25 protein-coding genes and 2 tRNA genes are annotated in these 23,739 nt (G+C 62.4%); 16 read left to right on the top strand and 11 right to left on the bottom strand.

The window, feature by feature from the left end:
• Positions 1-15: 15 nt before the first annotated feature.
• From moeA to NCS67_RS09095, 3 genes are read left to right on the top strand one after another with little or no spacing between them, the layout of a single operon-like run.
• Positions 16-1,320: a molybdopterin molybdotransferase MoeA gene (moeA, locus tag NCS67_RS09085; protein WP_250434963.1), complete on the top strand. Its 1,305-nt coding sequence runs from the start codon at positions 16-18 to the stop codon at positions 1,318-1,320.
• Between the two features lie 60 nt (positions 1,321-1,380).
• Positions 1,381-1,656 carry a hypothetical protein gene (locus NCS67_RS09090; RefSeq protein ID WP_008342276.1) on the top strand — a complete coding sequence of 92 codons (276 nt, stop codon included), beginning with the start codon at positions 1,381-1,383 and terminating at the stop codon, positions 1,654-1,656.
• 56 nt (positions 1,657-1,712) lie between these two features.
• Positions 1,713-2,132 carry a GNAT family N-acetyltransferase gene (locus tag NCS67_RS09095; protein WP_051078884.1) on the top strand — a complete coding sequence of 140 codons (420 nt, stop codon included), beginning with the start codon at positions 1,713-1,715 and terminating at the stop codon, positions 2,130-2,132.
• A gap of 13 nt (positions 2,133-2,145) precedes the next feature.
• Here NCS67_RS09095 and NCS67_RS09100 read toward each other — a convergent pair whose 3' ends face one another.
• The 5 genes from NCS67_RS09100 to pncB form a co-directional block, all read right to left on the bottom strand.
• Positions 2,146-3,606 carry a DNA recombination protein RmuC gene (locus NCS67_RS09100; protein WP_250434964.1) on the bottom strand — a complete coding sequence of 487 codons (1,461 nt, stop codon included), beginning with the start codon at positions 3,604-3,606 and terminating at the stop codon, positions 2,146-2,148.
• Positions 3,603-4,586: a 2-hydroxyacid dehydrogenase gene (locus NCS67_RS09105; RefSeq protein WP_008342282.1), complete on the bottom strand. Its 984-nt coding sequence runs from the start codon at positions 4,584-4,586 to the stop codon at positions 3,603-3,605. The genes NCS67_RS09100 and NCS67_RS09105 overlap by 4 nt, the downstream gene beginning before the upstream one ends.
• Before the next feature lie 9 nt (positions 4,587-4,595).
• On the bottom strand, positions 4,596-6,008 hold the full coding sequence (locus tag NCS67_RS09110) for a sodium:proton antiporter (RefSeq protein ID WP_250434965.1): 1,413 nt from the start codon (positions 6,006-6,008) through the stop codon (positions 4,596-4,598).
• A gap of 5 nt (positions 6,009-6,013) precedes the next feature.
• Positions 6,014-6,685, bottom strand: coding sequence for a LutC/YkgG family protein (locus NCS67_RS09115; RefSeq protein WP_250434966.1), 672 nt, complete (start codon positions 6,683-6,685; stop codon positions 6,014-6,016).
• A 136-nt stretch (positions 6,686-6,821) separates the two neighbouring features.
• Entirely contained in the window at positions 6,822-8,012 is a 1,191-nt protein-coding gene (pncB, locus tag NCS67_RS09120) for a nicotinate phosphoribosyltransferase (RefSeq protein WP_008342288.1), read from the bottom strand.
• A 290-nt stretch (positions 8,013-8,302) separates the two neighbouring features.
• Between pncB and fdxA the strand changes: the two genes are divergently transcribed.
• The 3 genes from fdxA (at position 8,303) to NCS67_RS09135 (ending at position 8,975) form a co-directional block, all read left to right on the top strand.
• Positions 8,303-8,626, top strand: a complete 324-nt coding sequence (gene fdxA / locus NCS67_RS09125; RefSeq protein WP_008342289.1) for a ferredoxin FdxA — start codon at positions 8,303-8,305, stop codon at positions 8,624-8,626.
• Between the two features lie 119 nt (positions 8,627-8,745).
• Positions 8,746-8,821, top strand: a tRNA-Asn gene (locus NCS67_RS09130).
• Positions 8,822-8,899: 78 nt separating this feature from the next.
• A tRNA-Asn gene (locus NCS67_RS09135) sits at positions 8,900-8,975 on the top strand.
• Between the two features lie 66 nt (positions 8,976-9,041).
• Here NCS67_RS09135 and NCS67_RS09140 read toward each other — a convergent pair.
• Genes NCS67_RS09140 through NCS67_RS09150 form a run of 3 tightly spaced genes read right to left on the bottom strand, consistent with a single transcriptional unit; the run spans position 9,042 to position 11,751 of the window.
• Positions 9,042-9,623 (bottom strand): LutC/YkgG family protein, encoded by a 582-nt coding sequence (locus tag NCS67_RS09140; protein ID WP_250434967.1) that lies wholly within the window; start codon positions 9,621-9,623, stop codon positions 9,042-9,044.
• Positions 9,620-11,011 (bottom strand): lactate utilization protein B, encoded by a 1,392-nt coding sequence (locus NCS67_RS09145; RefSeq protein ID WP_250434969.1) that lies wholly within the window; start codon positions 11,009-11,011, stop codon positions 9,620-9,622. Before NCS67_RS09145 ends, NCS67_RS09140 begins: the two co-directional genes overlap by 4 nt.
• Positions 11,008-11,751, bottom strand: coding sequence for a (Fe-S)-binding protein (locus NCS67_RS09150; protein ID WP_034472657.1), 744 nt, complete (start codon positions 11,749-11,751; stop codon positions 11,008-11,010). The genes NCS67_RS09145 and NCS67_RS09150 overlap by 4 nt, the downstream gene beginning before the upstream one ends.
• Positions 11,752-11,861: 110 nt before the next feature.
• Between NCS67_RS09150 and NCS67_RS09155 the strand changes: the two genes are divergently transcribed.
• The 6 genes from NCS67_RS09155 (at position 11,862) to NCS67_RS09180 (ending at position 16,364) form a co-directional block, all read left to right on the top strand.
• Positions 11,862-12,605 (top strand): FadR/GntR family transcriptional regulator, encoded by a 744-nt coding sequence (locus tag NCS67_RS09155; RefSeq protein WP_034472660.1) that lies wholly within the window; start codon positions 11,862-11,864, stop codon positions 12,603-12,605.
• A gap of 299 nt (positions 12,606-12,904) precedes the next feature.
• Positions 12,905-13,381, top strand: coding sequence for a CreA family protein (locus tag NCS67_RS09160; protein ID WP_008342297.1), 477 nt, complete (start codon positions 12,905-12,907; stop codon positions 13,379-13,381).
• A gap of 74 nt (positions 13,382-13,455) precedes the next feature.
• The gene (locus NCS67_RS09165) at positions 13,456-14,277 is read left to right on the top strand and encodes a helix-turn-helix transcriptional regulator (protein ID WP_250434971.1); all 822 of its coding nucleotides are present in this window, start codon (positions 13,456-13,458) and stop codon (positions 14,275-14,277) included.
• Positions 14,278-14,414: 137 nt separating this feature from the next.
• Positions 14,415-15,116 carry an AzlC family ABC transporter permease gene (locus NCS67_RS09170; protein ID WP_250434995.1) on the top strand — a complete coding sequence of 234 codons (702 nt, stop codon included), beginning with the start codon at positions 14,415-14,417 and terminating at the stop codon, positions 15,114-15,116.
• Positions 15,113-15,436, top strand: coding sequence for an AzlD domain-containing protein (locus NCS67_RS09175; RefSeq protein WP_008342300.1), 324 nt, complete (start codon positions 15,113-15,115; stop codon positions 15,434-15,436). Before NCS67_RS09170 ends, NCS67_RS09175 begins: the two co-directional genes overlap by 4 nt.
• Before the next feature lie 163 nt (positions 15,437-15,599).
• Positions 15,600-16,364: a DUF4088 family protein gene (locus tag NCS67_RS09180; protein WP_008342301.1), complete on the top strand. Its 765-nt coding sequence runs from the start codon at positions 15,600-15,602 to the stop codon at positions 16,362-16,364.
• 8 nt (positions 16,365-16,372) lie between these two features.
• On the opposite strand, the gene NCS67_RS09185 is transcribed toward NCS67_RS09180, so the two are convergent.
• The 3 genes from NCS67_RS09185 to NCS67_RS09195 form a co-directional block, all read right to left on the bottom strand.
• The gene (locus tag NCS67_RS09185) at positions 16,373-18,493 is read right to left on the bottom strand and encodes an ATP-dependent helicase (RefSeq protein ID WP_250434973.1); all 2,121 of its coding nucleotides are present in this window, start codon (positions 18,491-18,493) and stop codon (positions 16,373-16,375) included.
• A 149-nt stretch (positions 18,494-18,642) separates the two neighbouring features.
• Positions 18,643-18,900, bottom strand: a complete 258-nt coding sequence (locus tag NCS67_RS09190; protein WP_250434974.1) for a hypothetical protein — start codon at positions 18,898-18,900, stop codon at positions 18,643-18,645.
• A 70-nt stretch (positions 18,901-18,970) separates the two neighbouring features.
• Positions 18,971-19,396 carry a hypothetical protein gene (locus tag NCS67_RS09195; RefSeq protein ID WP_250434975.1) on the bottom strand — a complete coding sequence of 142 codons (426 nt, stop codon included), beginning with the start codon at positions 19,394-19,396 and terminating at the stop codon, positions 18,971-18,973.
• Positions 19,397-19,441: 45 nt separating this feature from the next.
• Between NCS67_RS09195 and NCS67_RS09200 the strand changes: the two genes are divergently transcribed.
• The 4 genes from NCS67_RS09200 (at position 19,442) to NCS67_RS09215 (ending at position 23,607) form a co-directional block, all read left to right on the top strand.
• Positions 19,442-19,810, top strand: coding sequence for a hypothetical protein (locus tag NCS67_RS09200; protein WP_250434976.1), 369 nt, complete (start codon positions 19,442-19,444; stop codon positions 19,808-19,810).
• A 193-nt stretch (positions 19,811-20,003) separates the two neighbouring features.
• Positions 20,004-22,667, top strand: coding sequence for a glycoside hydrolase family 19 protein (locus NCS67_RS09205; RefSeq protein ID WP_250434977.1), 2,664 nt, complete (start codon positions 20,004-20,006; stop codon positions 22,665-22,667).
• A 45-nt stretch (positions 22,668-22,712) separates the two neighbouring features.
• Complete coding sequence (locus NCS67_RS09210; RefSeq protein WP_250434978.1) at positions 22,713-23,159, top strand: hypothetical protein; 447 nt, start codon at positions 22,713-22,715, stop codon at positions 23,157-23,159.
• 226 nt (positions 23,160-23,385) lie between these two features.
• Entirely contained in the window at positions 23,386-23,607 is a 222-nt protein-coding gene (locus tag NCS67_RS09215) for an RNA-binding S4 domain-containing protein (RefSeq protein WP_250434979.1), read from the top strand.
• Positions 23,608-23,739 lie beyond the last annotated feature (132 nt).

The following is a 23,739-nucleotide window of genomic DNA, read 5'->3' on the forward strand; positions in this document are numbered from 1 at the left end:
GATCCACGCCGATTCATGACCACGTCCAAGGATTTTTCCGCCTGCGTCGCCCACTACGATCCGAATGCGCTGCCCGTTGAAGCCGCGCAGGAAATCGTGCGTCAGTGGGCCATGCCGCGCATGCGGGACGCGCAGATCGAGCGCGTGAGCCTGTTTGACGCGCTCGGCCGCGTGCTCGCCGAGGATGTGATCTCGCCCATCGACGTCCCCGCTTACGACAATTCCGCGATGGACGGCTACGCGTTCGCCGGCGATGTGCTCTCGCGCGGTGGCGATACGGTCGGCTTGTCCGTCGCGGGCACGGCGCTCGCCGGGCGGCCGTTCGAAGGCGCGCCGGGCGCGGATCAATGCGTGCGGATCATGACGGGCGCGCTCATCCCGCCCGGCTGCGACACGGTCGTGCCGCAGGAGTTCGTCACGCGCGAAGGCGACGCGATCCGCTTTTCGCCGGCGACGATCCGTGCCGGCCAGAATCGCCGCCTCTCCGGCGAGGATCTCGCGAAAGGCAAGCCGGCGCTGCTCGCGGGTCGCGTCGTGCGGGCGTCGGATCTCGGTTTGCTCGCGTCGCTCGGTATCGGCGAAGTGTCGGTTCGCAGGCGGCTCACCGTCGCCTTCTTTTCGACGGGCGACGAATTGCGTTCGGTCGGCGAAACGCTGAGCGCTGGCAGCCTTTACGACAGTAATCGCTACACGCTCTTCGCAATGCTCAAGCGGCTCGGCGTCGAAACCGTCGATCTGGGTATCGTGCGCGACGATCGCGCCTCGCTCGAAAAGGCGCTGCGTCATGCGACCGAAAGCGCCGATGTCGTCATCAGTTCGGGCGGCGTGTCGGTCGGCGATGCGGACTTCACGCGCGCGCTGATGAATTCGCTCGGCGACGTCGCCTTCTGGAAGATCGCGATGCGCCCCGGCCGCCCGCTGGCATTCGGCCGGCTGTGGTCGGGCGAGCGCCCGGGCGCGGGCGAGTCGGCGCTCTTCTTCGGGTTGCCGGGGAACCCGGTCGCCGTAATGGCGACGTTCTACTTCATCGTGCGCGAGGCGCTTCTGGCGATGTCGGGCGCGATGCGCCAGCCGCTCACCGTCATCCGCGCGCGCGCCGCCGAGCCGATGAAAAAGCGCGCGGGCCGCACCGAGTTCCAGCGCGGAATCGCGACGCGCGACGACGACGGGCGCTTTCGCGTCGTCACTACCGGTCCGCAGGGTTCCGGCGTGCTGAGTTCGATGAGCGAAGCGAACTGCTTCATCGTGCTCGAGCACGCGCGCGGCGACGTCGAAGCGGGCGACGAAGTCGAAATCGTGCCGTTCGACGGCCTGATCTGATCCGGCGCCGCCGCCAGCCGGTACAAACATTCCTACATCGATAGACGGGGCTTTCCTTCCATGAAAAAGCAGATTTCATTCATCGCACCGGGACAGACCGCCAAGGCGCTGATTCTCGTGTACCTGACTTTCAGCGTGCCCATTGTGCTGCTCGGCGTCGTGGTCGCGTTCGTGCGATACGGCTCGGTGGAAGTGAGCACCGTCACGAGCGCGCTGCTCCTGAACGCGATTCTCGGTTTCATCCTGCTGTGGATCGCGTGCCACGCGTACAACTGGGTGGCCTCGCGTTTCGGCGGCATCGAGATCGTGCTCTCCGACGCGCCGGAGGAAGCGTGAGCGCCCCGATCATCCGCGCGGCCTCGCCCGCCGACGTCGCCGCGATTTTCGGCCTGATGTACGAGCTGGCCGAGTTCGAGAAGCTCACGCATCTGTTCATCGCGACGGAGCAAGGCGTGCATGACGCGCTCTTCGGCGCACGACCGGCCGCTGAAGCGCTCGTCGCGGAAGTCGAAGGCGAAATCGTCAGCTATGCGCTCTTCTTCCAGAACTTCTCGACTTTCCTCGGCAAGCGCGGCCTGTATCTCGAAGACCTCTACGTGCGTCCTTCGATGCGCGGCAGCGGCCTCGGGACGCTGATGCTGAAAAAGCTCGCCGCGCTCGCGGTCGAGCGCCAGTGCGGCCGCTTCGAATGGTCGGTGCTGGACTGGAATCAGAACGCCATCGATTTCTACGAAAAGATGGGCGCGACCGTGCTGCCCGACTGGCGCATCGTGCGCGTGACGGGCGAGCCGCTCGAACGCCTCGCGTCCTGAATCGCGTCCTGCATCACGGCTCGTCGTCGCCTTCGGGCGATGACGGATCGCCGAACGCCTCGCCCAACAACCCCGCCGCCTGTTCGCCGGGCAACGCCTCGACATCCCGAAGGCGCTTGCCCATCTGCCGCGTGCGCGTCTGCGCCGCTTCGATCGAGCGCGTCACCGTTTCGAGCTGCGACTTTGTTCGCGCCAGCACTTCGCCGAACTTGCCGAACTCGGTCTTCACCGCGCCGAGCACCTGCCACACTTCGCTGGAACGCTTCTCGATGGCCAGCGTGCGGAAGCCCATCTGCAGGCTGTTCAGGAGCGCGGTCAGCGTCGTGGGTCCCGCGACGGTCACGCGAAACTCGCGCTGCAACGAATCGCTCAGGCCAGGACGGCGCAAGACTTCCGCGTAGAGACCTTCGGTCGGCAGGAAGAGCAATGCGAAGTCCGTCGTGTGCGGCGGCGCGACGTACTTCTGCGCGATCGATTTCGCCTCCGCGCGCAAGCGCCCTTCCAGCGCGCGCGACGCGTCCTCGACACCGGCCGGGTCCGCGCGTTCCTGCGCATCGATCAGACGCTCGTAGTCCTCGCGCGGAAATTTCGCGTCGATGGGCAGCCACACGGGCGTAGCCACGTCGCCCGGCGCACCCGGCGCGTCGTGCCGGCCAGGCAGCCTGATCGCGAACTCGACGCGTTCGTTGCTCTTCGGAACCGTCGCGACGTTCTTCGCGTACTGATCGGGCGTGAGCAACTGTTCCAGCAGCGCTTCGAGCTGCACTTCGCCCCAGATGCCGCGCGTCTTGACGTTGGTCAGCACCTTCTTCAGATCGCCGACGCCCGCCGCGAGCGTCTGCATCTCGCCGAGTCCCCGATGCACCTGCTCCAGCCTGTCGGAGACGAGCTTGAACGACTCGCCGAGCCGTTGCTCCAGCGTCGCGTGCAACTTTTCGTCGACGGTGCGGCGCATCTCGTCGAGCTTCGTCGCGTTGTTCGCCTCGATGTCCTTCAGGCGCGCTTCGAGCGTCGCGCGCACTTCGCCGAGCCGCCGCTCGTTCGCTTCGGAAAGCTGCGCGAGATGCAGCGACATGGAATCGGCGAAGCGCTTCAACGCGTTGCCCTGATCCTCGCGCGCCTGCTGGCTTTGCTGTGCGAGCTGCTGCGCAAGCGCGTCGAATTGCGCGTTCTGCACGTTCGACGTGCTCGCCAGTTGCGTCGAAAGCGTCTGATGGAATTGCGCGAAGCCGCTTTGCGATTCCATGCGCGAGACGCGCGCGCTCTCCGCGATATCGCCACGCAAGCCGCGTTCGAGCCGTTCCTGCGCGCGCGCGTGTGCCTCGCCCATGTCGTTGACGCGATCGGTGAGCGCTTCGAACTCGTCGAAGATGACCGCGTTCGAATTGCGCCGCATCGTCATGACGAGCGCGACGAGCGAGACCACCAGCGCGATCGCCAGCACGGCGATCGCGCCAAGCAGCAGTTCCATCATTTCTTCAGTACGTCCGGATTGATCGGGTTCGGCGGATTGCCTGCGCGCGGCCCTTCGCCCAGCGCGGCGATGAGATTGTCGGCCGCGAGATTGGCCATCGCGCGGCGCGTGCCTTCGGTCGCGCTCGCGATATGCGGCGTCAGCACGACGTTGTCGAGCAGCAGGAAATCCGGGTTGAAATTCGGCTCGCCCTCGAACACGTCGATGCCCGCCGCCGCGATGCGCTTGTCGCGCAACGCCGCGATCAACGCCGCATCGTCGACGATGCCGCCGCGCGCGATATTCGTCAGCGTCGCCGTCGGCTTCATCAGCGCGAGTTCGGCCGCGCCGATCGTATGATGGCTTTCCTTCGAGTAAGGCACGACGAGCACGACATGATCCGCGCGCTTGAGCAGATCTTCCTTCGACGCGTACTCGGCATTCAGCTCGCGCTCGATTTCCGGCGCGACGCGCGAACGGTTGTGATACATCACGCGCATGTTGAAGCCGGCCGCCCGCCGCGCCAGCGCCTGCCCGATGCGCCCCATGCCGATCACGCCGAGCGTCGAGCCGTAGACATCGGTGCCGAGGAACGAGTCGAACGACCACTTCTGCCACTTGCCCGCGCGCAGAAAGTGCTCGGATTCGGTGACGCGACGCGCCGCCGCCATCATCAGCGCCCAGCCGAAATCGGCCGTGGTTTCGTTCAGCACGTTGGGCGTGTTGGTGCCGAGCACCTTGTGCGCGTCGAACGCCTGCATGTCGAAGTTGTTGTAGCCGACCGCCATGTTCGCAACGACCTTCAGATTCGGCGCGCCCGAAAGCTCTTTCTCGCCGACCATCTCGCCCGCCGTGAACGCGCCGTCCTTGTCGGCGAGACGCCGCGCGAACTCTTCCTGCGGGAGCACGTCGCCGAGATTCACATCGACATCGAAATGCTGCTTCAGTCGCTCGATCACGTCGGGAAAAGTGGGACGCGCTACCAGCACTTTCTTCTTCATCGGTTGCTCCTAGAAAAATAGCCAGCCCAGAACGGCGAAAAGCGGCAAGAGAATCGCGCCCGACCACGCCATGAAACCGAAGAAACTCGGCATGCGTACGCCGCGCGATTCGGCGATCGCCTTCACCATGAAATTCGGCGCATTGCCGATATACGTGTTCGCGCCCATGAAGACCGCGCCCGCGGAGATGGCGGCGAGCGTCGTGGCGTCGCTGGTCATGAGCGTGCGTGCGTCGCCGCCCGCGAGATTGAAGAAGACGAGGTAGGTCGGTGCGTTGTCGAGAAACGACGACAGAAGACCGGTCGCCCAGAAATACGCGATGTCGACGGGCTTGCCCTGCGCATCCGACACCGCGTGCACGATGCCCGCGAACGCGCCCGATTCACCCGCGCGCAGGATCGTGATGACCGGCGCGATGGTGATGAAGATCGCCGCGAAGAGCTTCGCGACTTCCTCGATGGGCGCCCAGTCGAACGCGTTCCCCGCGCGCGCGCTTTTCGGCGTGAGCGCGAGCGATGCGAGCAGCACGGCGACGAGCAGCACGTCGCGCACGAGATTCTGCAACTGGACATGCGTGCCGAAGATGTCGAACGTGATGCCGGGTTTCCAGATGCCGCTCATCAGCACGAGCACGACGATCGCCGCGAGCAGCGCGAAATTGATCTTGCCGTCGATGCCGAGCGGAGGCGTATCCGGCGTCGGGTCGAGAAACGCGGGCCGCGCGTCGTGCCTGCGCCAGTAGAAACTGTCCAGCACGAAGAACACCGCGAGGAGCACGGCGCAGACGAAGAGCATCGGCAGCGCGAGATGCACGGTAGTCCAGAAGAAGCCGACGCCGTTGAGAAAGCCGAGAAAAAGCGGCGGATCGCCGAGCGGCGTGAGCGAGCCGCCTGCGTTCGCGACGAGAAAGATGAAGAACACGACGACATGCACGACGTGCTTGCGATTGTCGTTCGCGCGCAAAAGCGGACGGATCAGCAGCATGGCCGCGCCCGTCGTGCCCATGACGCTCGCGAGCGCGGTGCCGAGCGCGAGCAGTCCGGTATTGAGATGAGCCGAGCCGTGCAGGTTGCCGCGCACGCAAATGCCGCCCGCGACCGTATACAGCGCTGCGAGCAGAATGATGAACGGCACGTACTCTTCGAGCATCGCGTGGACGAGCACGCTGCCCGCCGTGTCGACACCGAACGCAAGCCCGAACGGCGCGAGGAACGCGATCGCCCACCCCGCCGCGATCTTGCCGAAATGGTGATGCCAAACCTTCGGCGCGACGAGCGGAAACACCGCGATGGAAAGCAGGATGCCGACGAACGGTATGCCCCATGTGGCCGGGAGCGTCGCGCCGTCGAGCGTCGCAGCAGCGGCCGGCGCCGCGATCAGCGCCAGCATCGCGCAAGGCACGTACAAAACCAGACGCCGCATCTGACTCACGCTCCGCGCACGACGATCACATGCACGCGATACGGCCCATGCGCGCCGAGCACGATGGTCTGTTCGATATCGCCGGTGCGCGACGGACCCGACACGACGTTCACCGCGCGCGGCAACTCGCCGCGCTCGGCGCGCATCAACGCGAATGCATCTTCATGCGCGGCGACGATGCGCGACGCCGGCACGATCGCGATATGCGTCTGCGGCAAGAGCGCGCCGGATGCGGGCGTCTGCGCGCCCGAGAGCAGCACGAGCGAACCGGTTTCAGCAGTCGCGCAGAAGCAGCCGGTGATGCCGACGAGATCTTCATCGGCAGGCTTGCGAAACGCCGCCCGAATGCCCGCTTCGGACCAGCGCAGATGAGCAAGCGCGGGCCACGCGACGACATTGACGGGAAGGTTCAGCGATTGGAGATAGCGCACGGCTTCGGCGGGCGCATCGTCGATCGATTCGACTTCGGCGACGGTCGTGGAAAGACGCTCCGCTTCGAGCGTGAAGCGCGCGATGAGCTCGTCACGCGTCTGAGGCAACGGAGGACGCGGACCCGCCGGATGTCGCTCGACATACTCGTCTGCGCCAGCGCGCTCGGCATCCGTAGCCGTGCCGCGACGGCCCTGCGCGCTGCGAATGCGCGCGAGAATATTGCGGCGCGCGTCCGATGTATCCATGGTGCCGTCCTCGTGTTGGCGTGCTTGAGATTCGTGCGCGCCGCGATGATTTACGACGCGTCCGAATTATAGCGAGCGGCATACACGCACGAACCTCGGCCGAACGGCATAGGCCGAATGGACGAATGCGCGTCGCTCAGTCGTCGCCGACCGGCTGCTCGATGCCGAAGACCTGACGCAGATAGGCGAGATACGCCTTGTCGTCGCACATGTTTTTGCCGGGCGAATCGGAGAGTTTCGCGACCGGCTGACCGTTGCATCGAACCATCTTGATGACGATCTGCAGCGGCTGATAGCCGAGATCGTTGGTGAGATTCGTGCCGACGCCGAACGCGAGCTGGCAACGTCCGCGAAAACGCTCGTACAGCTGCAGCACCTTCGGGATATCGAGCGCGTCGGAGAACACGAGCACTTTGGTGCGCGGGTCGCAGCGGTTTTCTTCGTAATGCCGGATGAGGCGCTCGCCCCAATCGAAGGGATCGCCCGAATCGTGGCGCGCGCCGTCGAACAGCTTGCAGAAGTACATGTCGAAGTCGCGCAGAAACGCCTTCATGCCGTAGACGTCCGACAGCGCGATGCCGAGGTCGCCGCGATATTCCTTCGCCCACATCTCGAAGCCGAAGATCTGCGAGTCGCGCAGACGCGGGCCGAGCGCCTGACACGCCTGCAAGTACTCATGCGCCATCGTGCCGAGCGGCCGCAAGCCGTGCTTCATCGCATAGAAGCAGTTGCTCGTGCCGGCGAACTGCGCGCCGAGCTTGTCCTTCAGCGTGAGCACGACTTCCTCGTGCCACTGCCCCGAAAAACGGCGGCGCGTGCCGTAATCGGCGATCTTGCAGTCCGAATATTCGGGTGGCGTGGCGAGCAGCTTGATCTTGTCGCGCAGGCGCTCGCGGCCGGTTTCGTACTCGGGCTTGCGCTGCGTGTTGCGGAAATAGACTTCGTTGACGATCGCGAGCACCGGAATCTCGAAGAGAATCGTGTGCAGCCACGGCCCTTCGATCTCGATGTCGATCTCGCCGTTCTTCTTGGGCGACGGCGAAATGCGGATCGACTTTTCATTCAGATGGAAGAGCGCGAGGAAATCGATGAAGTCGCTCTTGATGAAGCGCATGCGCCGCAGATAATCCAGTTCCTCTTCCTTGAAGCGCAGATTGCAAAGCTGGCGCACTTCGTCGCGAATTTCATCGATATACGGCACGAGATCGACATTCGGCGTGCGGCAGCGGAAGCGATATTCGACATGCGCCGCGGGGAAGTGATGCAGCACGACCTGCATCATCGTGAACTTGTAGAGGTCGGTATCGAGCAGCGAATTGATGATCATGGTTCTGACGGGAACATCCACGCGAATGGACCGCGCGCTTTGCCTGCTTGCCAGCGCGCAGCCCGAGGCCTTTAGGGTCATGTTACCCGAATGTCCGCGCGGACATGATCCGCGCCCTGCCCTTTTGCGACGCCGCGCATACATACATCACGAATCGATATAAAGAGCGCTTCGCGCGCCGCGCGCCCACTTTTACCGTTACGCTACAATATGCGTTTCGGCAAGCGCACCTTCCGGCCCATGCAGCCGCCAGGGCGCCGCCCCCACGAATTCCGCATGCAGGAGCCTGAATGACTCACGTTGTGACCGAAAGCTGCATCAAGTGCAAGTACACCGATTGCGTGGACGTGTGCCCGGTGGATTGCTTCCGCGAAGGTCCCAACTTTCTCGCGATCGATCCCGACGAGTGCATCGACTGCGCCGTGTGCGTCGCCGAGTGCCCGGTGAACGCTATCTACGCCGAAGAAGATGTGCCTGGCGACCAGCAGCATTTCACCGAACTGAACGCTGAACTCGCGCGTAACTGGCCGAGCATCACGAAGACGAAAGGCTCGCTTCCGGAAGCGGACGAGTTCAAGGACGTCAAGGAAAAGCTGAGTCTGCTCGAGCGTTGATTGTTGCGCTCGCCGACGCACGCGCTTCATTTGATTGCAAAAAATGCGTATCAAATGAAGATTGAGCGTTGACACGCCAAAAGCAGCCCCCTATAATTCCGCTTCTCTGCTGTAGATGTTCCCCGATAGCTCAGTCGGTAGAGCGCCGGACTGTTAATCCGTAGGTCCCTGGTTCGAGCCCAGGTCGGGGAGCCAAAAACTCCAGCAAGTCGGTTTCAAAAGAACTCGGTCAATTGGCTGAGTTTTTATTTCAGTTGTAGATGTTTCAGTTGTTCCCCGATAGCTCAGTCGGTAGAGCGCCGGACTGTTAATCCGTAGGTCCCTGGTTCGAGCCCAGGTCGGGGAGCCAAAAGCTTCTGTCAAAAAGCCCAGTCGCATGACTGGGCTTTTTGCTTTGTGCGCTGACTTCATCGCTTCACGCAAGCCACACGACGGTCAGCGAGCGCACGCCCTGCGCGCCGCGAATCAGCACGCCTTCGATATCCGCCGTCGCCGACGGCCCCGTCACGAGTACCGCATAGCGCGCCGCTTTGAAATCGTCGCGTCGATACACCTGCTGCAAGCCCTCGACGAGTTGCGCCGGGTCGAGCAGCACGACGAGATGCTGCGACAGATAGCCGATCGCGTTCACGACGTACTCTTCTTCGCTGAACCACACCGAGCCCGTTTCAGCCACGCCGAAGCGCCCTCGCACGATGCCCACATCGACATCCTGAAGCGATGCCGGCACGGTATCGGATGAAAGCGGCCGCGTGCCGTCGACGCCCGGAACCGCCGATGCAATCACCTTCGCATCGGCAAAGCGTGTCGCGATCAGCGCGTTCACGTCTTCGAGACTGGCCGCTTCGACGCATGTGCCGCCCATCGCGGTGAGCGCGGTCGTAAAGCGCGCCTTCAGTTCGCCTTCCGGCGACGGGAACACGGGCACGTCCGGACGCGGACGCGATGGGGGCTGCGCCGCGCGGATCTTCGAGAGAAAAGCTTCGCGAGTCGTCATTTATCGAGCTTCCGGTTTTTCCTGTACCACTCGTGAAAAGTCTCGGCGGGCGCTTCGGGCAGATCGCGGCCGCGTCCCCAGATATTGAGCGGGTTGTAGAGCACGAAGTTGGGCAGGCGCTTCAACGCGCCGCCGAGCGATGCGACCGTCGCACGATAGAGCGTCGGGCTCGCGAGCAGGCGCCCCGCCATCTTCAGCACTTCCTGCTTCACGAACGGCACTTCGTGCTTCTCGGCGATGACCTCGCGCCACTTGTAGATCTGCTCGTGAATGTTCACCTTCACGGGACAGACATTCGTGCAACTGCCGTTCATCGTCGACGCGAACGGCAGCGCGCTATAGCGCTTCAAGTCGTGCGTCGGATTGATGATCGCGCCGATCGGACCGGAGTACGTCCCGCCATACGAAAGCCCGCCGCTTCTGCGATACACCGGACACGTATTCATGCACGCGCCGCAGCGGATGCATTTGAGCGAGTACCAGAAATCGTCCATCGCAAGGCGTTCTGAGCGGCCGTTATCGACGAGGATGAAGTGCATCTCCGTGCCCGGACGCGGCGCGCGAAAATGCGACGTGTACTGCGTGATCGGCGAGCCGAGCGCGCTTCTCGACAACATTCGAACGAACACGCCGAGATCGCTGATCGTCGGAATGATCTTTTCGATGCCGATCGACGCGATATGCAGCGGCGGCACGTTCGCCGAAAGATCCGCGTTGCCCTCGTTCGTGCACACGACGACCGTGCCCGTCTCCGCGACCGCGAAGTTGCAGCCCGTCATGCCCGCCGTCTTCTCGCGCACGAAATATGGCCGCGTGTTCATGCGCTGGCTTTCCGCGAGATAGTGGATGTCGCTGTTCCGCGGATCGGTGCCGATCGTCTTGCCGAACAGTTCGGCCACGTCCGCGCGCAGCTTGTGCACGGCCGGCACGACCATATGGCTCGGATCCTGATGATCGAGTTGCTGGATGCGCTCGCCGAGATCAGTTTCCATCACCGTGATGCCGCGCGGTTCGAGATAGTCGCGCATGTAGCACTCGTCGGTGAGCATCGACTTGCTCTTCACGAGCGACGTCATGCCGCGCTCGCTCATCAGCTTGAAGACGAGCGCGTTGTGCTCCTCGGCGTTCGCCGCGAAATGCACGACGACGCCGTTTTTCTCGGCCTGATCGACGAACTGCGCGATGTAATCGGCGAGATTGGACAGCGTGTGTTCCTTGATCGCCGATGCGAGATTGCGCATCGTCTCCCATTCGGGGATGCCGTGCGCCTGCGCGTCGCGCTTGCTGCGCAAGTCCCACAGACGCTTGTCGTGGAACGCGACGTGATCTGGCTTCTGCAGGAACGCGCCCGCCGCCTTCGCGTGATCGATACGAACGCTTTTGCTCATGCGCGCGCTCCGTTCAGAACCTGCGCGATGTGGATGAACTTCGCATCGGCTTTCATGCGCTCGGCGCAGCCTTGCTGATGCATGAGACACGACATGTCGCCCGACACGATGTACTCCGCGCCCGCGCCGACGTGATCGCGCACCTTGTCCTGACCCATCCGCACGGAGACGGCCTCTTCCGTCACCGAGAACGTGCCGCCGAATCCGCAGCATTCGTCGGGACGCGCGGGCGCGACGAACTCGATACCCCTCACCCGTTCGAGCAGCGTGCGCGGCTTCGAATACGGCGTTCCGGCCACTTCAGAATTCGACGTTTCGCGCAGATGCCGCACCGCGCTGCAACTGTTGTGCAGCCCGACCTTGTGCGGAAATTCGGCCCACGGAAACTCGCGCACCTTCAGCACGTCGTGCAGGAATTCGACGAGCTCGAACGTATTGCGCCGCACCTTCTGCACGGCGCTCGTCTGCTCGATCGCGGTGAAATGCTCGCGTACGTGATGCGTGCAACTCGCCGATGGCCCGACGACATAGTCGTAGTCGGCGAAATTGCGCGCGAACACGCGCTCGGCGCCGGCAGCCTCCTTGTGTGCGCCGCTATTGGCCATCGGCTGGCCGCAACAGGTCTGATCCTGCGGATAGTCGACGTCCACGCCCAGCCGTTCGAGCAGTTCGAGCGTGGCGATGCCGACTTGCGGATAAAAAGCGTCGATGAAACAGGGGACGAACAAGGCGACTTTCATGACGGGTTCGGCGATTTGGTAAGCTTGGTCTGACCAAGACTTTAATGAGATGCCTCTTTCGTGTCAAACTCGGGCATTCCCCGGCTTTCACCTCGCATTCACGTCGAACGATGACTTTCCAGCCCGTCCATGCGCATTCCTACGCCCGCGTGCGTCTCTCCGATGTCGTGTCGGGACAGATCCGGGAATTGATTTCGAACGGCACGCTGCTGCCGGGCCAGCGCCTGCCCGCCGAGCGCGATCTGGCGGAGCAGTTGAACGTGTCGCGTCCGTCGCTGCGGGAGGCGTTGATCCGTCTGGAGTCGGACGGATTCATCCGCGCGGCCGGGCGCGGCGGTTTTGTCGTATCGGATGTGACCGCGCCGCTCGTGTCGCATCCGCTCGCCGCCCTGCTCGAGCAACAGCCGAACGCGAGCGCCGACGTTCTCGAACTTCGCCACGGCCTCGAAACGCTCTCGACCGCCTACGCCGCCGAGCGCGCCACCGACGACGATCTGGCGCGCATCGCCGCTGCCTTCGACGCGCTGCAAAACGCCGTCGCCGAAAAAAGCACGCGCATCGCGGAGAGAGACGCGGCGTTCCATCTCGCCATCGCGGACGCGACGCACAACGTCGCGCTCACGCACGTCATGCACGGACTCAATGAACTGGTGCGCGAATCGATGCTCACGTCGCACCGTCTCGTCGATTACGACGACGAAGTCGAAGCGAACCTGATGACGCAGCATCGCGCGATCTTCGATGCGATCGTAGCGCGCGATCCGGCGCGGGCGCGGGAGTGCGCGGGCGCGCATCTCGATTACGTGCGCACGCTGTATCGCGATGTTCCCGCGAAGAAAAACCGCGCGGCCTGATCCAATCACATTACGAATCTGTAAGCCGCAAGAAAGTGATGATAGGACGTCGCCTACACGCATTTCGGACACGCACGGCTAACGCGGGCGGCGCATCCTCGCGATACTGAAACCGTCGAAAACAACATGCGAAGGAGGACAACATGCCTTATCTACTCGGATGGCTGCTCGGCGTGCCGGTCATCGTGCTGGTGATTCTGTATCTGATCTTTCATTGACCGCATGCGGGCACGAGATGCATCGAAGAGCCAAGGGCGTCGATACAATACGACGCCCTTTCTCTTTTCCGAAGGATGACGATGAACCGCTCCGTCCTCGCGCTCGCCGCATCGCTCGCACTTTTCTCCGGCGCCGGACTCGCGCACGCGGAGGAAATCGCGAGCGTCAACACCAACTTCCGCTTCACCGGATCGGACCGCGTGACCGTCGATGCGTACGACGATCCGCTCGTCCAGGGCGTCACCTGCTATGTGTCCCGCGCGCGCACGGGCGGCGTGAAAGGCACGCTGGGCATCGCCGAAGATCCGACCGAAGCGTCGATCGCGTGCCGCCAGGTCGGGCCGATCAAGATCGCCGAACCGCTCAAGCAGAAAACCGACGTGTTCTCGGCCGGCATGTCCTTCATCTTCAAGACGCTGCATGTGGTGCGCGTCGTCGATACGAAACGCAATACGCTCGTCTATCTGACTTACAGCGACCGCATCGCGACCGGCAGCCCGAAAAACAGCGTGACGGCGGTTCCGATGCCCGAGGGCACGACCATACCGGTGAAGTGACACGCAACTGTCCGGCCGGGCGCGAAGCAAAGTTGTAAACTGGGCGATTCCGCTTATCTCAGAATTGCTCGATCATGCACGCCGACCGTTTCCGCAACGCCGCACGCTACTGGCGCTCGCCGCTCGTGCCGGACGCGGACATGGTCACGGCCGAATACTACGATCACGAATTCTCGCCGCACTGGCATGACGCCTATACGGTGCCCGTGATCGAGGCCGGCGCGGAGTGCTTCGACTATCGCGGCGCGCATCACGTCGCCGAAGCCGGTTCGGTGCCGGTGATCAATCCCGGCGAAGTGCATACCGGCGCGCGGGCCGTCGATGCGGGCTGGCGCTATCGCGTGTTCTATCTGCCGGTGCCGTTCGTCGAAACTCTCGCGCGCGACCTGTCGGGGCGGCCGGAATCGTCGCCGTGGTTTCCGGATGAAATCATCCGCGATCCCGATCTCGCGCGGCGTTTGGAGATCGCGCATCGCCTGCTGGAAAACGGCGCCGACCCGCTCGCCGCGGAACTGGCGCTCGTCGATGCAGTGACGACGCTGCTCGGACGCCACGCGCTCGAACGTCCGCGCATCGCGCCGCTCGCCGCCGACGCGCACCGCGTCACGACGATGAAATCCCGCCTCGCCGAGGATCTCCTCGAACCCGTCACGCTCGCCGAACTCGCGCAGACGGTCGGTCTCTCGACCTTCCACGCCGCGCGCCTCTTCACGCGCGAAACCGGTCTCGCGCCGCATGCGTGGCGCAATCAGCTGCGGATCGTGCGCGCGCTGCCGGCGTTGCGCGCGGGCGCATCCGTGACGGATGTCGCGGCGGCGAGCGGTTTCACGGATCAGAGTCACTTCACGCGCCATTTCAAGCGCACGTTCGGCGTGCCGCCCGGCCGCTGGCGTTAGGCGGTCCGGCCTCGGGAAAGCGCAAGAACGTACAAGCATTCTCATCGACGTTTTGCGTATCCTCGCTTCCATAGGAGGAAATCTTGAAAGCAACACCTTTGCGCGAATTCGCCGCCGGCGCACGCGACACCATCCCGATGATGATCGGCGCCGCGCCCTTCGGCGTGATCTTCGGCACGCTCGTCACCGCAAGTCCGCTCACGCTCTGGCACGGCCAGTTGATGTCGCTCGTCGTGTTCGCGGGCGCGGCGCAGTTCATCGCGGTCGGCCTGATCGCGTCGCACGCGAGCTTCGCCGTCATTCTGGCGACGACGCTCGTCGTCAATCTGCGTCATGTGCTCTATTCCGCGACGCTCGCGCCGTATGTCGCGCATCTGCCGCGCCGCTGGCGCTGGGCGCTCGCGGGCATGCTCACCGACGAAGTTTTCGCCGTCGCCTACGCGCACTATCAGAAGCGCGCGCCGGGCGAGATCGGGCCGCACTACTTCTTCGGCTCCGGCGTCGCGATGTATCTGAACTGGCAGTTGTGGACGCTCCTCGGCCTCCTGTTCGGCGCCGCGTTTCCCGGACTGAAATCGCTCGGGCTCGACTTCGCGATGGTCGCGACGTTCATCGCGATCATCGTGCCGCAGCTCGTCGCCGTGCGCTTCGTCGCGGCGGCGCTCGCATCGGGCGTGCTGTCCTTCGCGTGGCAAGACTGGCCGTACAAGCTCGGCCTGCTCGCGGCGGTGTTCGTCGGCGTGGCCGTCGGCATGGTGCTCACGCTGATGGAAAACCGTCCGCAAGCGAAGGGCCACGCGAAACATCGTCTGAAGAACGCGAAGGAGCGCACGCAATGAACTACGTCACGCTGATCTTCGGCATGGCGGCCGTTACGTTCGCGATCCGCGCCGCCGTGTTCGTGCTGGGCGAACGCCTGCCCTTTCCGCCGATCGTCCGCACCGCGCTTTCGTTCGTGCCGGTGACGGTGCTCACCGCGATCATCGTGCCGATGACCGTCTCGCCGCACGGCAACGGCGCGGAAATCACCTGGCGCAATCCGCAGCTCGTGGCTGCGATCGTCGCGATCATCGTTTGCGCGTTCACGAAACGGCCGCTTTTGACGATTGCCGTGTCGCTCGCGGTGTTTTTCGCGTGGCAGTTCGCCGTGCTGCGCTAAACGTTTTCTCTCCATCAGCCGTTAAACGGCTTTCAAAGAGCATCGAAGAATCCTCAAGTTCCCGAAGCGCGCGCCGATAACAGAAACGAATGGACTCCGCCTGAGACGCGGCGCCGACAGCTTTTCCCGCCTTCGGAGATCGAAGGCGGAACCGGGAACCAACATGCGTCAAATCACCTTATCGTTACGCGACGAGACCATCGCTTCGCTGCAGCGCGATTTCGAAGCGTTCACGCGTCTGTCGCTGAAGCTGGATCCGCAATTCGTCACGCCTTCGTTCGAGGACTTCCTGCGCGCGAAGCTCCTGGACAACAACACGCCGCTCACCGAGCAGGCGGTGCAGCGCATGCTCACGCACGGCCAGTACGCGTGGGCGAAGCGCGCGCTCGACAAGGAGTTTCCGGACGTCGTCGAGATCCTGATCCGGCAGGCAGCCGAGCACGGCTTCGCGTTCGCGATCCGCGCGGACTGGACCGCCGAGGATCTCGTCAAGGCATCGCGCGCGTGGGCGACGGCGATCGTCACCGAAGCGGACGGCGACGTATCGCAAGTCGACATGCTCGCCTCGCAGATCAAATCGGCGGCGGCGGATATTCGCGAAGTCGAGGAAAAGATGCAGACGCCCGCATGGCGTCTCGCCGATTCGCTACGTCAGCGCGTGTATGAAACCAAAATTTCGGTGGAGACGAGCATCGGTTCGACCGCGCGCGAGAAGCTCGGCGAACTGCGCTGCCTGCTGCGGCTCGGCATCTTCTATGGCTCGATCCAGAAGCAGGAAGCGCAGCAAGTGCTGGAATATCTGCGCTCGCTGCGGCCCGAGCTTTTCGTCGAAGAGCCTTACGACGGCTACACACGCTTCGCAGCATGGCTGCGCAGCATCTTCTCGCCGTCGCCGCGCGCGCCGCGTGCATCGCGCGCGCAGCGCTGAGATTCAGGTCAGTCCCACATTCCCTTTAGGCGCGCCGCGATATCGATCTTCGCTTTCGCGGCCGCAGCCAGCCCCGCCGCCGTCGGCGCAGCGGGCGCGATGACGGGCGGCCACGCGGCCGCTTCGAAGTTCTGCATCAGATGCGGCGGAATGAAACGCGTGCGCTGCGCCCATACGTGACGGTCGCCGAGATGCGTCTGGTTGTACACGTAGAAGCGCTGCGGCGTGATGATGTGCAGGTCTTCCTTCGCGCGCGTCATCGCGACGTATAACAGCCGCCGTTCCTCGTCGAGTTCTTCGTCGCTGCCCGTGCCGAGATCGGACGGAATGCAGCCGTCGACGCCGTTCAGCACGAACACGTTGCGCCATTCCTGGCCCTTCGCCGAATGGATCGTCGAGAGAATCAGATAGTCTTCGTCGAGCAGCGGCACGCCGGATTCGTCGCTGGTCGCGTCGGGCGGATCGAGCGTCAGTTCGGTGAGAAAGCGCTCGCGCGTGGGATACGTCGCCGCGATGCTTTCCATCTGCAACACGTCGCCGATGCGGATCGCCGCGTCCTCGTGATTGCGTTCCAGATGCGGCTCGTACCAACGCCGGATCATTTCGAACTCGGCGGGCCAGCCGGAGTCGCGGCCGCAGAGCTTCGCCATCAGGCCGACGAAACGCGGCCAGTCCTCCGACGCGCGCGCGGGCGCCTGAAACGCGGCGATCGCATTCGACGCCACCGCGTCCGGCGCGCTCACGCTGTCGAGCAGGCGCCCGGCGATCGCCGGTCCGACGCCCGGCAACAACTGCGCGACGCGAAAGCCCGCGACGCGATCGCGCGGATTCTCGGCCCAGCGCAACACCGCGAGCACGTCCTTGACATGAACGGAATCGAGAAACTTCAGTCCGCCGAACTTCACGAACGGAATGTTCCGGCGCGTCAATTCGATTTCGAGCGCCGCGCTGTGATGCGCGGCACGAAACAGCACCGCCTGCGCCTTGAGCTTCATGCCGCCTTCGCGCGCTTCGAGCACTTTTTCGACGACATAGCGCGCCTGATCGGCTTCATCGGCGACGGCAACGACGCGCGGCTTTTGCGCCGATGCCTTGTCGGTCCACAGATTCTTCGTGTAGCGCTCGGTCGCGAGGCCGATCACCGCGTTCGACGCTTCGAGAATCGGCAAGGTCGAACGATAGTTGCGGTCGAGCGTGACGGTCGCGGCGGGCGGATCGAAGTGGCCGGGAAAATCGAGGATGTTGCGCACCGTCGCGCCGCGAAACGAGTAGATGGATTGGGCATCGTCGCCGACGACGGTAAGGCCGCGCCCGTCCGGTTTCATCGCGAGAAGAATGGATGCCTGCAGACGGTTCGTGTCCTGATATTCGTCGACGAGAACGTGATCGAAGCGGCTCGCGAGATCGGCGGCAATCGACGGCTCCGCCGCGAGATGCGACCAGTAGAGCAGCAGATCGTCGTAATCGAGCACGCTTTGCGCCTGTTTCGCGCTGACGTACGCGGCGAAGAGGCGCTTCAGGTCCGCTTCCCACTCGCGGCACCACGGATACGACTGATCGAGCACGGTCGCCAGGGACGCGCCGGTGTTGACGACGCGCGAGTAGATCGCGAAGCACGTCGATTTGGCGGGAAAGCGCTTTTCCTTCGACGACAAACCGAGCTCGTGCCGCACGAGGTTCATGAGATCGGCCGAATCCTCGCGATCGTTGATGGTGAACGACGGCGCGAGCCCGACGAGATCGGCGTAATCGCGCAACAGCCGCGCGCCGACGCTATGGAACGTGCCCGACCACGACAAACCCTGCGCGATTGCGCTTCTCGTGCCGAGCGCGTTCATTGCGATGCGCGACACCCGCCGCGTCATTTCGAGCGCCGCGCGGCGCGAAAACGTGAGCAGCAGGATGCGATGCGGATCCGCGCCTTTCACCAGCAGATGCGCGACGCGATGCGCGAGCGTGTTGGTCTTGCCCGATCCCGCGCCCGCGATGACGAGCAGCGGCCCGCCCGCGCGCCCCGGTTCGTCGACGCCGAATTCGACGGCCTGACGCTGCGCCTCGTTGAGCTTCGCGAGATAGTCGGCGACCTGTTTCGTGGTGGATTCGTCGGCGGTGTCGGGGAGCGTGAGCACGGGAGAAAGGCGGCGGGAAATGAGTGACGCACACTGTATATCCATACAACCCGCACGCGCAAGCCTTTGGCTCGACAAGGGTTTTGGCCCCAAATGCAACGAGCCCGGCTCGCACGGAACCGGGCTCGCATCGCTGCAAAAGATTTGCGTCAGTCGGCCTTCTTCGCGTTCTTGAGCTTCGCTTCGGCGGCGGCTTCATTGGCGTCCGATTGCGCCTCGGTCTTTTGCTTGTCGGCCTTGGCTTGCGCGACGGCCGCCTTCTTGTCGGCCTTGCTCTGTTCCTTCGCGGCCTTTTGATCGGCGGCAGTCGGCGTATCCGACGCCGTTTGTGCGAACGATGCCACGCTCGCGCTCGCGAACGTCCCCGCGATCAGCGCGGCCAGCAGTGCATGAGTTTTTCGATTCATGGTCTTCTCCCTTGTTCGATGCCGCGAGCCGCGCCAAACGCGAGCTCGCGGCGATTCCCGGTTCGCCCGCTTAATGCTGCAAGCCGGTGTCCTTCGGTGCGTTCGGCTCGGTCGCGTTCAATTCGGCCTTGGCGGCGTCCTTGTCCGCCTTGCGATTGATCTTCGCGTTCTTCACCTCTTCCTTGTACTGCGCCTTGGCCTGCTCGGTTTGCGCCTTCAATTCGGCCTTCGACGCCTTCTTCGACGCGCTGTATTCGGCGTTCGCCTTCGCATTGGCATTGCGGCGCTCGACGAGCGGATCGGTCGGCGCGGGCGCGACGAGGTTCTGCGGCGGCGGCGTCATCGGCTGTTGGGCTTGCATCGGCTGCACTTGCGCTTGCGTTTGAGTCTGCACCGGTGCGGACTGGGTCGCGGTTTGCGCATAAGCGCCCGAAGCGGCGAAAGTGGCGAAAGTGGCGATGGCGGAGCCGATAAAAAGGATTCGTGCGCGAGTCATGAGCTAGTCCTCTCTTTAGTTGGCGTCGGCGGCGCTCTTACGACGATGAAACGAGCGATCCGCGCGACTTTTGTCGATTGGAAAGATGACCGAAGCTGCATCGATCAAATGGTCGGACCGGCGGTCAATCGGGCAAGTTCGCGAAAATCAGTCACTGTTACCGACGGTTTCATCTGGCTACATTTGCCAACGAGCGCGCTTGAGTGGGGATTACCGGTCCTCGCGATCCCTGAGCACGGCGCATGCCCGGCCACATCGTCGGTATCTCGCTCTTCCCAGCAGCCGCAGAGCGGGTTTCATCCGTTGAAGCTCGACGCGCAAGTTGCGACCACGGGCGAGAAACAGACGGTGGGCCGCATAACAGCAGGTAACGGCCCCGACGCTAACAAGACAATCAACAGGGCAACGATGTGACAATCGGTGACAGTTCATGGCACCGATATTGAACTATCGCACGGTACGATGATAATCATTAGTCCTGCCACTTAAATCGAGGCAGGCGCAACCTGACTGTCGGTCAGGCCGATAGAAAGGCTTCGCGTTCCTGTCCCGGTCTGAACGTCAGTGCGAACCCGATTTCCTTTGGATTTTCTGAATAAGAATCGAGATGGCAACATCAGCAACTGCTGCAAGACCCGCTTCGGCGCCGCAACCTGCGTCTGCACCCCAGCCCGCTTCAGGTGGCCAACGCAGTGCGCCTGCAGTCCCTCGTAACGCACCGCAAGCGACGCCGCCCGACACAAAGGTCAAGAAGTTGTCGTTTGCCTTCCCGTTCCTGAAGAAGGGGCAGAGGGATACGGATGCGGCAGTCAGGTTCACCGACGAACACGAGATTTACCAACTGCTCTCGGAGAAGGAACCCGGCGGAACCTTCTTGGTGAGTAAGAAAGGCTTTTGGCACGGCGGTATCCACATCACCGACAGCGGCGCGGGCAGCAAGCTGGATTTGAAGCAAGGCGTGCGATGCATTGCAGATGGCCACGTCATTGCATACCGGGTGGACCGGACTTATCCGGTGAGCCAACTCGGAAACGTGCAAGCGCCCTATAGCACCGGATTCGCTTTGGTTCGCCATTCGATGGAGTTCCCGAAAGGCACGAAGCTGACTTTCTATAGCCTGTACATGCATCTGCAAGCGTACGAGGAGTATGAGCGCGATACGGGCAAGGCCAAACCGGCGTATCTATCTGCGCTTGCTCAGTACAAAGTCACGTCCTATGCGCGGGACAAGGCAGCTCCGAGCCGAACCGGTCAGGCGCCAGATGCTAGTCAGCAAGGTTTGAGAATCCGCAGCGCTCCGAAGACGGGCCGTGGAGCAAGTCCGGCGCTTGGCATTCTGCCCCAAGGTGCGTCTGTGAGTATTGGCGAGCGGCAACATGGCTGGGGCAAGATCACGGACGCGCATGGTGCGCAACCGTACGCGGCCCAGGTGGGCGATGCTCCGCCCACCACAGTAGTGGGCGGTTGGATATTTCTAGGTAGCGAGAACGGTGGTCCGGTGGTGCAGGAAATCCTGCCTGACGATGCCTTCGATCGCGTCATGGTTACGTTGTTGGCCGGTGGAGCAGACGACGCGAATGCGCAGGGCATCGCCGTGAAAGCGGGCGAATTGATAGGTCATCTTGGCCGCTTTGATTCATTGAATGCGAATCCGCCGTCCGCCACGAAAATGGCGCACATCGAGGTGTTCTGTGACGACAGCGTCAAATCGTTCATTGAGCAAAGCAGGACGTGGGTCGCGTCCCACAGCGCGCATCCCGACGAGTGGAAGCGGCTGGGGCTTTCTTCCGAGCCGACGCTATTGCGTATCGCGGAGGGGACTAAGCTCTATCGCAACGCGGAGCAGGCGGGTAGTGAACCGCCGGTGACGGGCGTGGTGCAGCGGTGGTCACTGGCCGAACTGGCGCGGGATACGAACAAGCGACACGCTGAAGCGACGGCGGATCGCAACGGACGAAAGATGAACTGGTGGCGCGTTGGCAGCGCGGATCAGCGAGGACAAGCGATCGAGGGATGGGTGCGTGAAGAGCAGTTCGCGGGCGGAACTGTGACGCGAGAGTTCGCCCAGAAATGGGTGGACTTCGCTTGTATCGACGGGGCACAAGATCCGGCTCACACCATGTTCTCGAGGACCAAGGCGTGGGTGGACTTTGCCAGTCATACCGGTGCTGCAGATGCGAAGGCCTTGAGCAAGTTGAGTCCCATGATGCAGGCGGTGTACCGAAAGCTGTTTCCGCAAGGCGATGGCAGCCGTGCTGCAGACGACTTGTGCTTAGCCTATGCAGGTGAGTCAGGCCACTATCCATGGCTGATGCAAGCGGCATCCCGATTGATTGTGAAGCATGAAAGCGAGTGGACAAATCCGCAGAAGTGGCGACAGCTCTACACGGAAATCGAGAACGCCACGCCGAACCCCCAGTACAAAGAAGAGCAGAAGCGTATCGAGAAGCTCGTGTGGTGGGATGAGGTGAAGGCGAAGGTTCCGGGATTTCCTCAGGCGGATGTGTTTCATCTGCATCCTGTGGGATTGGTGGGGAATTTTCGGACCAAATTCCAATTCACACTGGAAATGATGCAACGCGTATTTCCTCTCGCCCAAGCAAATGTCCTTCAAGAGTTGATCGACGAGTTGAACGCGCACCTCGAGGTGTATGCCTTGGACACCCCATCCAGAAGAGCTCATTTCTTCGCTCAGGTGATGCAGGAAACAGGGAAATCGATGACAGTCGAAGAAGGTTTCGTCTGGAAAGCAAGCGCACTAGTTGCAAGCTTCTCGTATTTCCGCAGAAACCCTCAACAGGCGACGACGCACGGGTACCAGACTAACAGACCGATTAAAGCGGACGGCTTGCCGATGAATCAAGTTGATTTTGAAGCAATTGCAAACGGCGCATATGGCGGGCGCGCGGAACTCGGGAATGGCGACTTCGAGAGCGGAGACGGTTGGAAATACCGAGGACGCGGAATGAAACAACTGACAGGCCGCGCCAATTACCGATCTTTTACACGCTGGAATCAGGCGCATCAGGACGAATGGCCGGAAGACCGCGTTGATTATGAGGACAGCCCCGATCTATTGTGCCAACCGAAATACGCTGCGAGGTCCGCCGCGTATTTTTGGGTGGCAAATGGGTTGCCAGCGATTGCCGATCGAGGAACGACCGCAACGCAGGTAAATGAGATTACCGCTATTGTGAATCGCAATACCAACAGCTATGCTGCGCGTGTGGCGAACTTTGAACAGATTTGGATTCGAGGGGATTTCAACTAAATGCTGCGATCATTGAATTCTTGCTGCGTTTTCGCGATTTTAGCGATGCCAGTTGTTGCATCTGCCGAGGCGCGAACGGAGCAGACGCTCTGTCACGCTTTTGAGGAAATTTATTTCAGTTGTCAAATGGACAAAAAAATCGTATCGATCTGTGCGTCAGGAAACATCTCCCCCGATAATGGTTACGTCCAATATCGTTACGGTACTGTGAACCAGCTTGACCTGCAGTATCCGGATGTGCCGCTTTCGCCCAGACATCGTATTGCGATCAGCGATACTTCTGGAGGGAACGCGCAATATACTCATGTAAAATTCAGACAAAGTGGTTTTGACTATGTCTTGTATCAGGGCTTTCCAAGCGGACTGTACGTAAAGAAAAATGGAAGGACCGTTTTTAACAAGACCTGCCAACCAGGTGAATTTCAGAAACTGAATCAGCGCGCCTATAGAGGTATAGAAACCGTAGCTCCCCAAGATGGCGTCGATCAATGATTTGACGTTGTCCAAGACCCGGTGGCGCAAGCGCGGGCGAGAACAGCAGCAAAGCGCTGGTTTTTACGGCGTCGACCTCGATAGTGTGCAGGATGGGTTCGCCGCTGCACATGGCAATGAACCGAACGTATAGGGAGCCGAGGCATAGTCCCGCGGTGTCGAGCACGGCGCATGCCCGGCGTGGTTTATCATTGAGCCCTTCCCGCATTCCCGCGTTGCCCGCCTCATGCCGCCACTCCAATTCACCCTCACGGGCGACTTCATCGAACTCCACAATCTGCTCAAGCTGATGGGCCTCGCGGACAGCGGCGGCTCGGCGAAGGCACGCGTCGCCATGGGCGATGTCACCGTCGACGGCCAGGTGGAACTGCGCAAGACCTGCAAGATCCGCGCGGGTCAGCGAGTGAAGCTCGACGGCCAGACGATTTACGTGCGCGCGCCCGCTTAAGCGCGCGGCGATTTGCGCGCACACGCCGCGCAATTGCGAAAATCCGGGCATAAGCAAACGCGTCATCGACATGCCGCACGCGACGCAATAAGCTGACGGTCTGTTCTTTCGTTCTGGTTTCAGCGTCGGTTC

It is taken from the genome of Caballeronia sp. ATUFL_F2_KS9A (genome assembly GCF_023630765.1).
GTDB classification, from domain to species: domain Bacteria; phylum Pseudomonadota; class Gammaproteobacteria; order Burkholderiales; family Burkholderiaceae; genus Caballeronia; species Caballeronia zhejiangensis.

Bases quoted from the DNA above. Each gene is read 5' to 3' on its own strand.
- moeA (WP_250434963.1), top strand. From the start codon at position 16: ATGACCACGTCCAAGGATTTTTCCGCCTGCGTCGCCCACTACGATCCG.
- NCS67_RS09090 (WP_008342276.1), top strand. From the start codon at position 1,381: ATGAAAAAGCAGATTTCATTCATCGCACCGGGACAGACCGCCAAGGCG.
- NCS67_RS09095 (WP_051078884.1), top strand. From the start codon at position 1,713: ATGTACGAGCTGGCCGAGTTCGAGAAGCTCACGCATCTGTTCATCGCG.
- NCS67_RS09100 (WP_250434964.1), bottom strand. From the start codon at position 3,606: ATGATGGAACTGCTGCTTGGCGCGATCGCCGTGCTGGCGATCGCGCTG.
- NCS67_RS09105 (WP_008342282.1), bottom strand. From the start codon at position 4,586: ATGAAGAAGAAAGTGCTGGTAGCGCGTCCCACTTTTCCCGACGTGATC.
- NCS67_RS09110 (WP_250434965.1), bottom strand. From the start codon at position 6,008: ATGCGGCGTCTGGTTTTGTACGTGCCTTGCGCGATGCTGGCGCTGATC.
- NCS67_RS09115 (WP_250434966.1), bottom strand. From the start codon at position 6,685: ATGGATACATCGGACGCGCGCCGCAATATTCTCGCGCGCATTCGCAGC.
- pncB (WP_008342288.1), bottom strand. From the start codon at position 8,012: ATGATCATCAATTCGCTGCTCGATACCGACCTCTACAAGTTCACGATG.
- fdxA (WP_008342289.1), top strand. From the start codon at position 8,303: ATGACTCACGTTGTGACCGAAAGCTGCATCAAGTGCAAGTACACCGAT.
- NCS67_RS09140 (WP_250434967.1), bottom strand. From the start codon at position 9,623: ATGACGACTCGCGAAGCTTTTCTCTCGAAGATCCGCGCGGCGCAGCCC.
- NCS67_RS09145 (WP_250434969.1), bottom strand. From the start codon at position 11,011: ATGAGCAAAAGCGTTCGTATCGATCACGCGAAGGCGGCGGGCGCGTTC.
- NCS67_RS09150 (WP_034472657.1), bottom strand. From the start codon at position 11,751: ATGAAAGTCGCCTTGTTCGTCCCCTGTTTCATCGACGCTTTTTATCCG.
- NCS67_RS09155 (WP_034472660.1), top strand. From the start codon at position 11,862: ATGACTTTCCAGCCCGTCCATGCGCATTCCTACGCCCGCGTGCGTCTC.
- NCS67_RS09160 (WP_008342297.1), top strand. From the start codon at position 12,905: ATGAACCGCTCCGTCCTCGCGCTCGCCGCATCGCTCGCACTTTTCTCC.
- NCS67_RS09165 (WP_250434971.1), top strand. From the start codon at position 13,456: ATGCACGCCGACCGTTTCCGCAACGCCGCACGCTACTGGCGCTCGCCG.
- NCS67_RS09170 (WP_250434995.1), top strand. From the start codon at position 14,415: ATGATGATCGGCGCCGCGCCCTTCGGCGTGATCTTCGGCACGCTCGTC.
- NCS67_RS09175 (WP_008342300.1), top strand. From the start codon at position 15,113: ATGAACTACGTCACGCTGATCTTCGGCATGGCGGCCGTTACGTTCGCG.
- NCS67_RS09180 (WP_008342301.1), top strand. From the start codon at position 15,600: ATGCGTCAAATCACCTTATCGTTACGCGACGAGACCATCGCTTCGCTG.
- NCS67_RS09190 (WP_250434974.1), bottom strand. From the start codon at position 18,900: ATGAATCGAAAAACTCATGCACTGCTGGCCGCGCTGATCGCGGGGACG.
- NCS67_RS09195 (WP_250434975.1), bottom strand. From the start codon at position 19,396: ATGACTCGCGCACGAATCCTTTTTATCGGCTCCGCCATCGCCACTTTC.
- NCS67_RS09200 (WP_250434976.1), top strand. From the start codon at position 19,442: ATGAAACGAGCGATCCGCGCGACTTTTGTCGATTGGAAAGATGACCGA.
- NCS67_RS09205 (WP_250434977.1), top strand. From the start codon at position 20,004: ATGGCAACATCAGCAACTGCTGCAAGACCCGCTTCGGCGCCGCAACCT.
- NCS67_RS09210 (WP_250434978.1), top strand. From the start codon at position 22,713: ATGCCAGTTGTTGCATCTGCCGAGGCGCGAACGGAGCAGACGCTCTGT.
- NCS67_RS09215 (WP_250434979.1), top strand. From the start codon at position 23,386: ATGCCGCCACTCCAATTCACCCTCACGGGCGACTTCATCGAACTCCAC.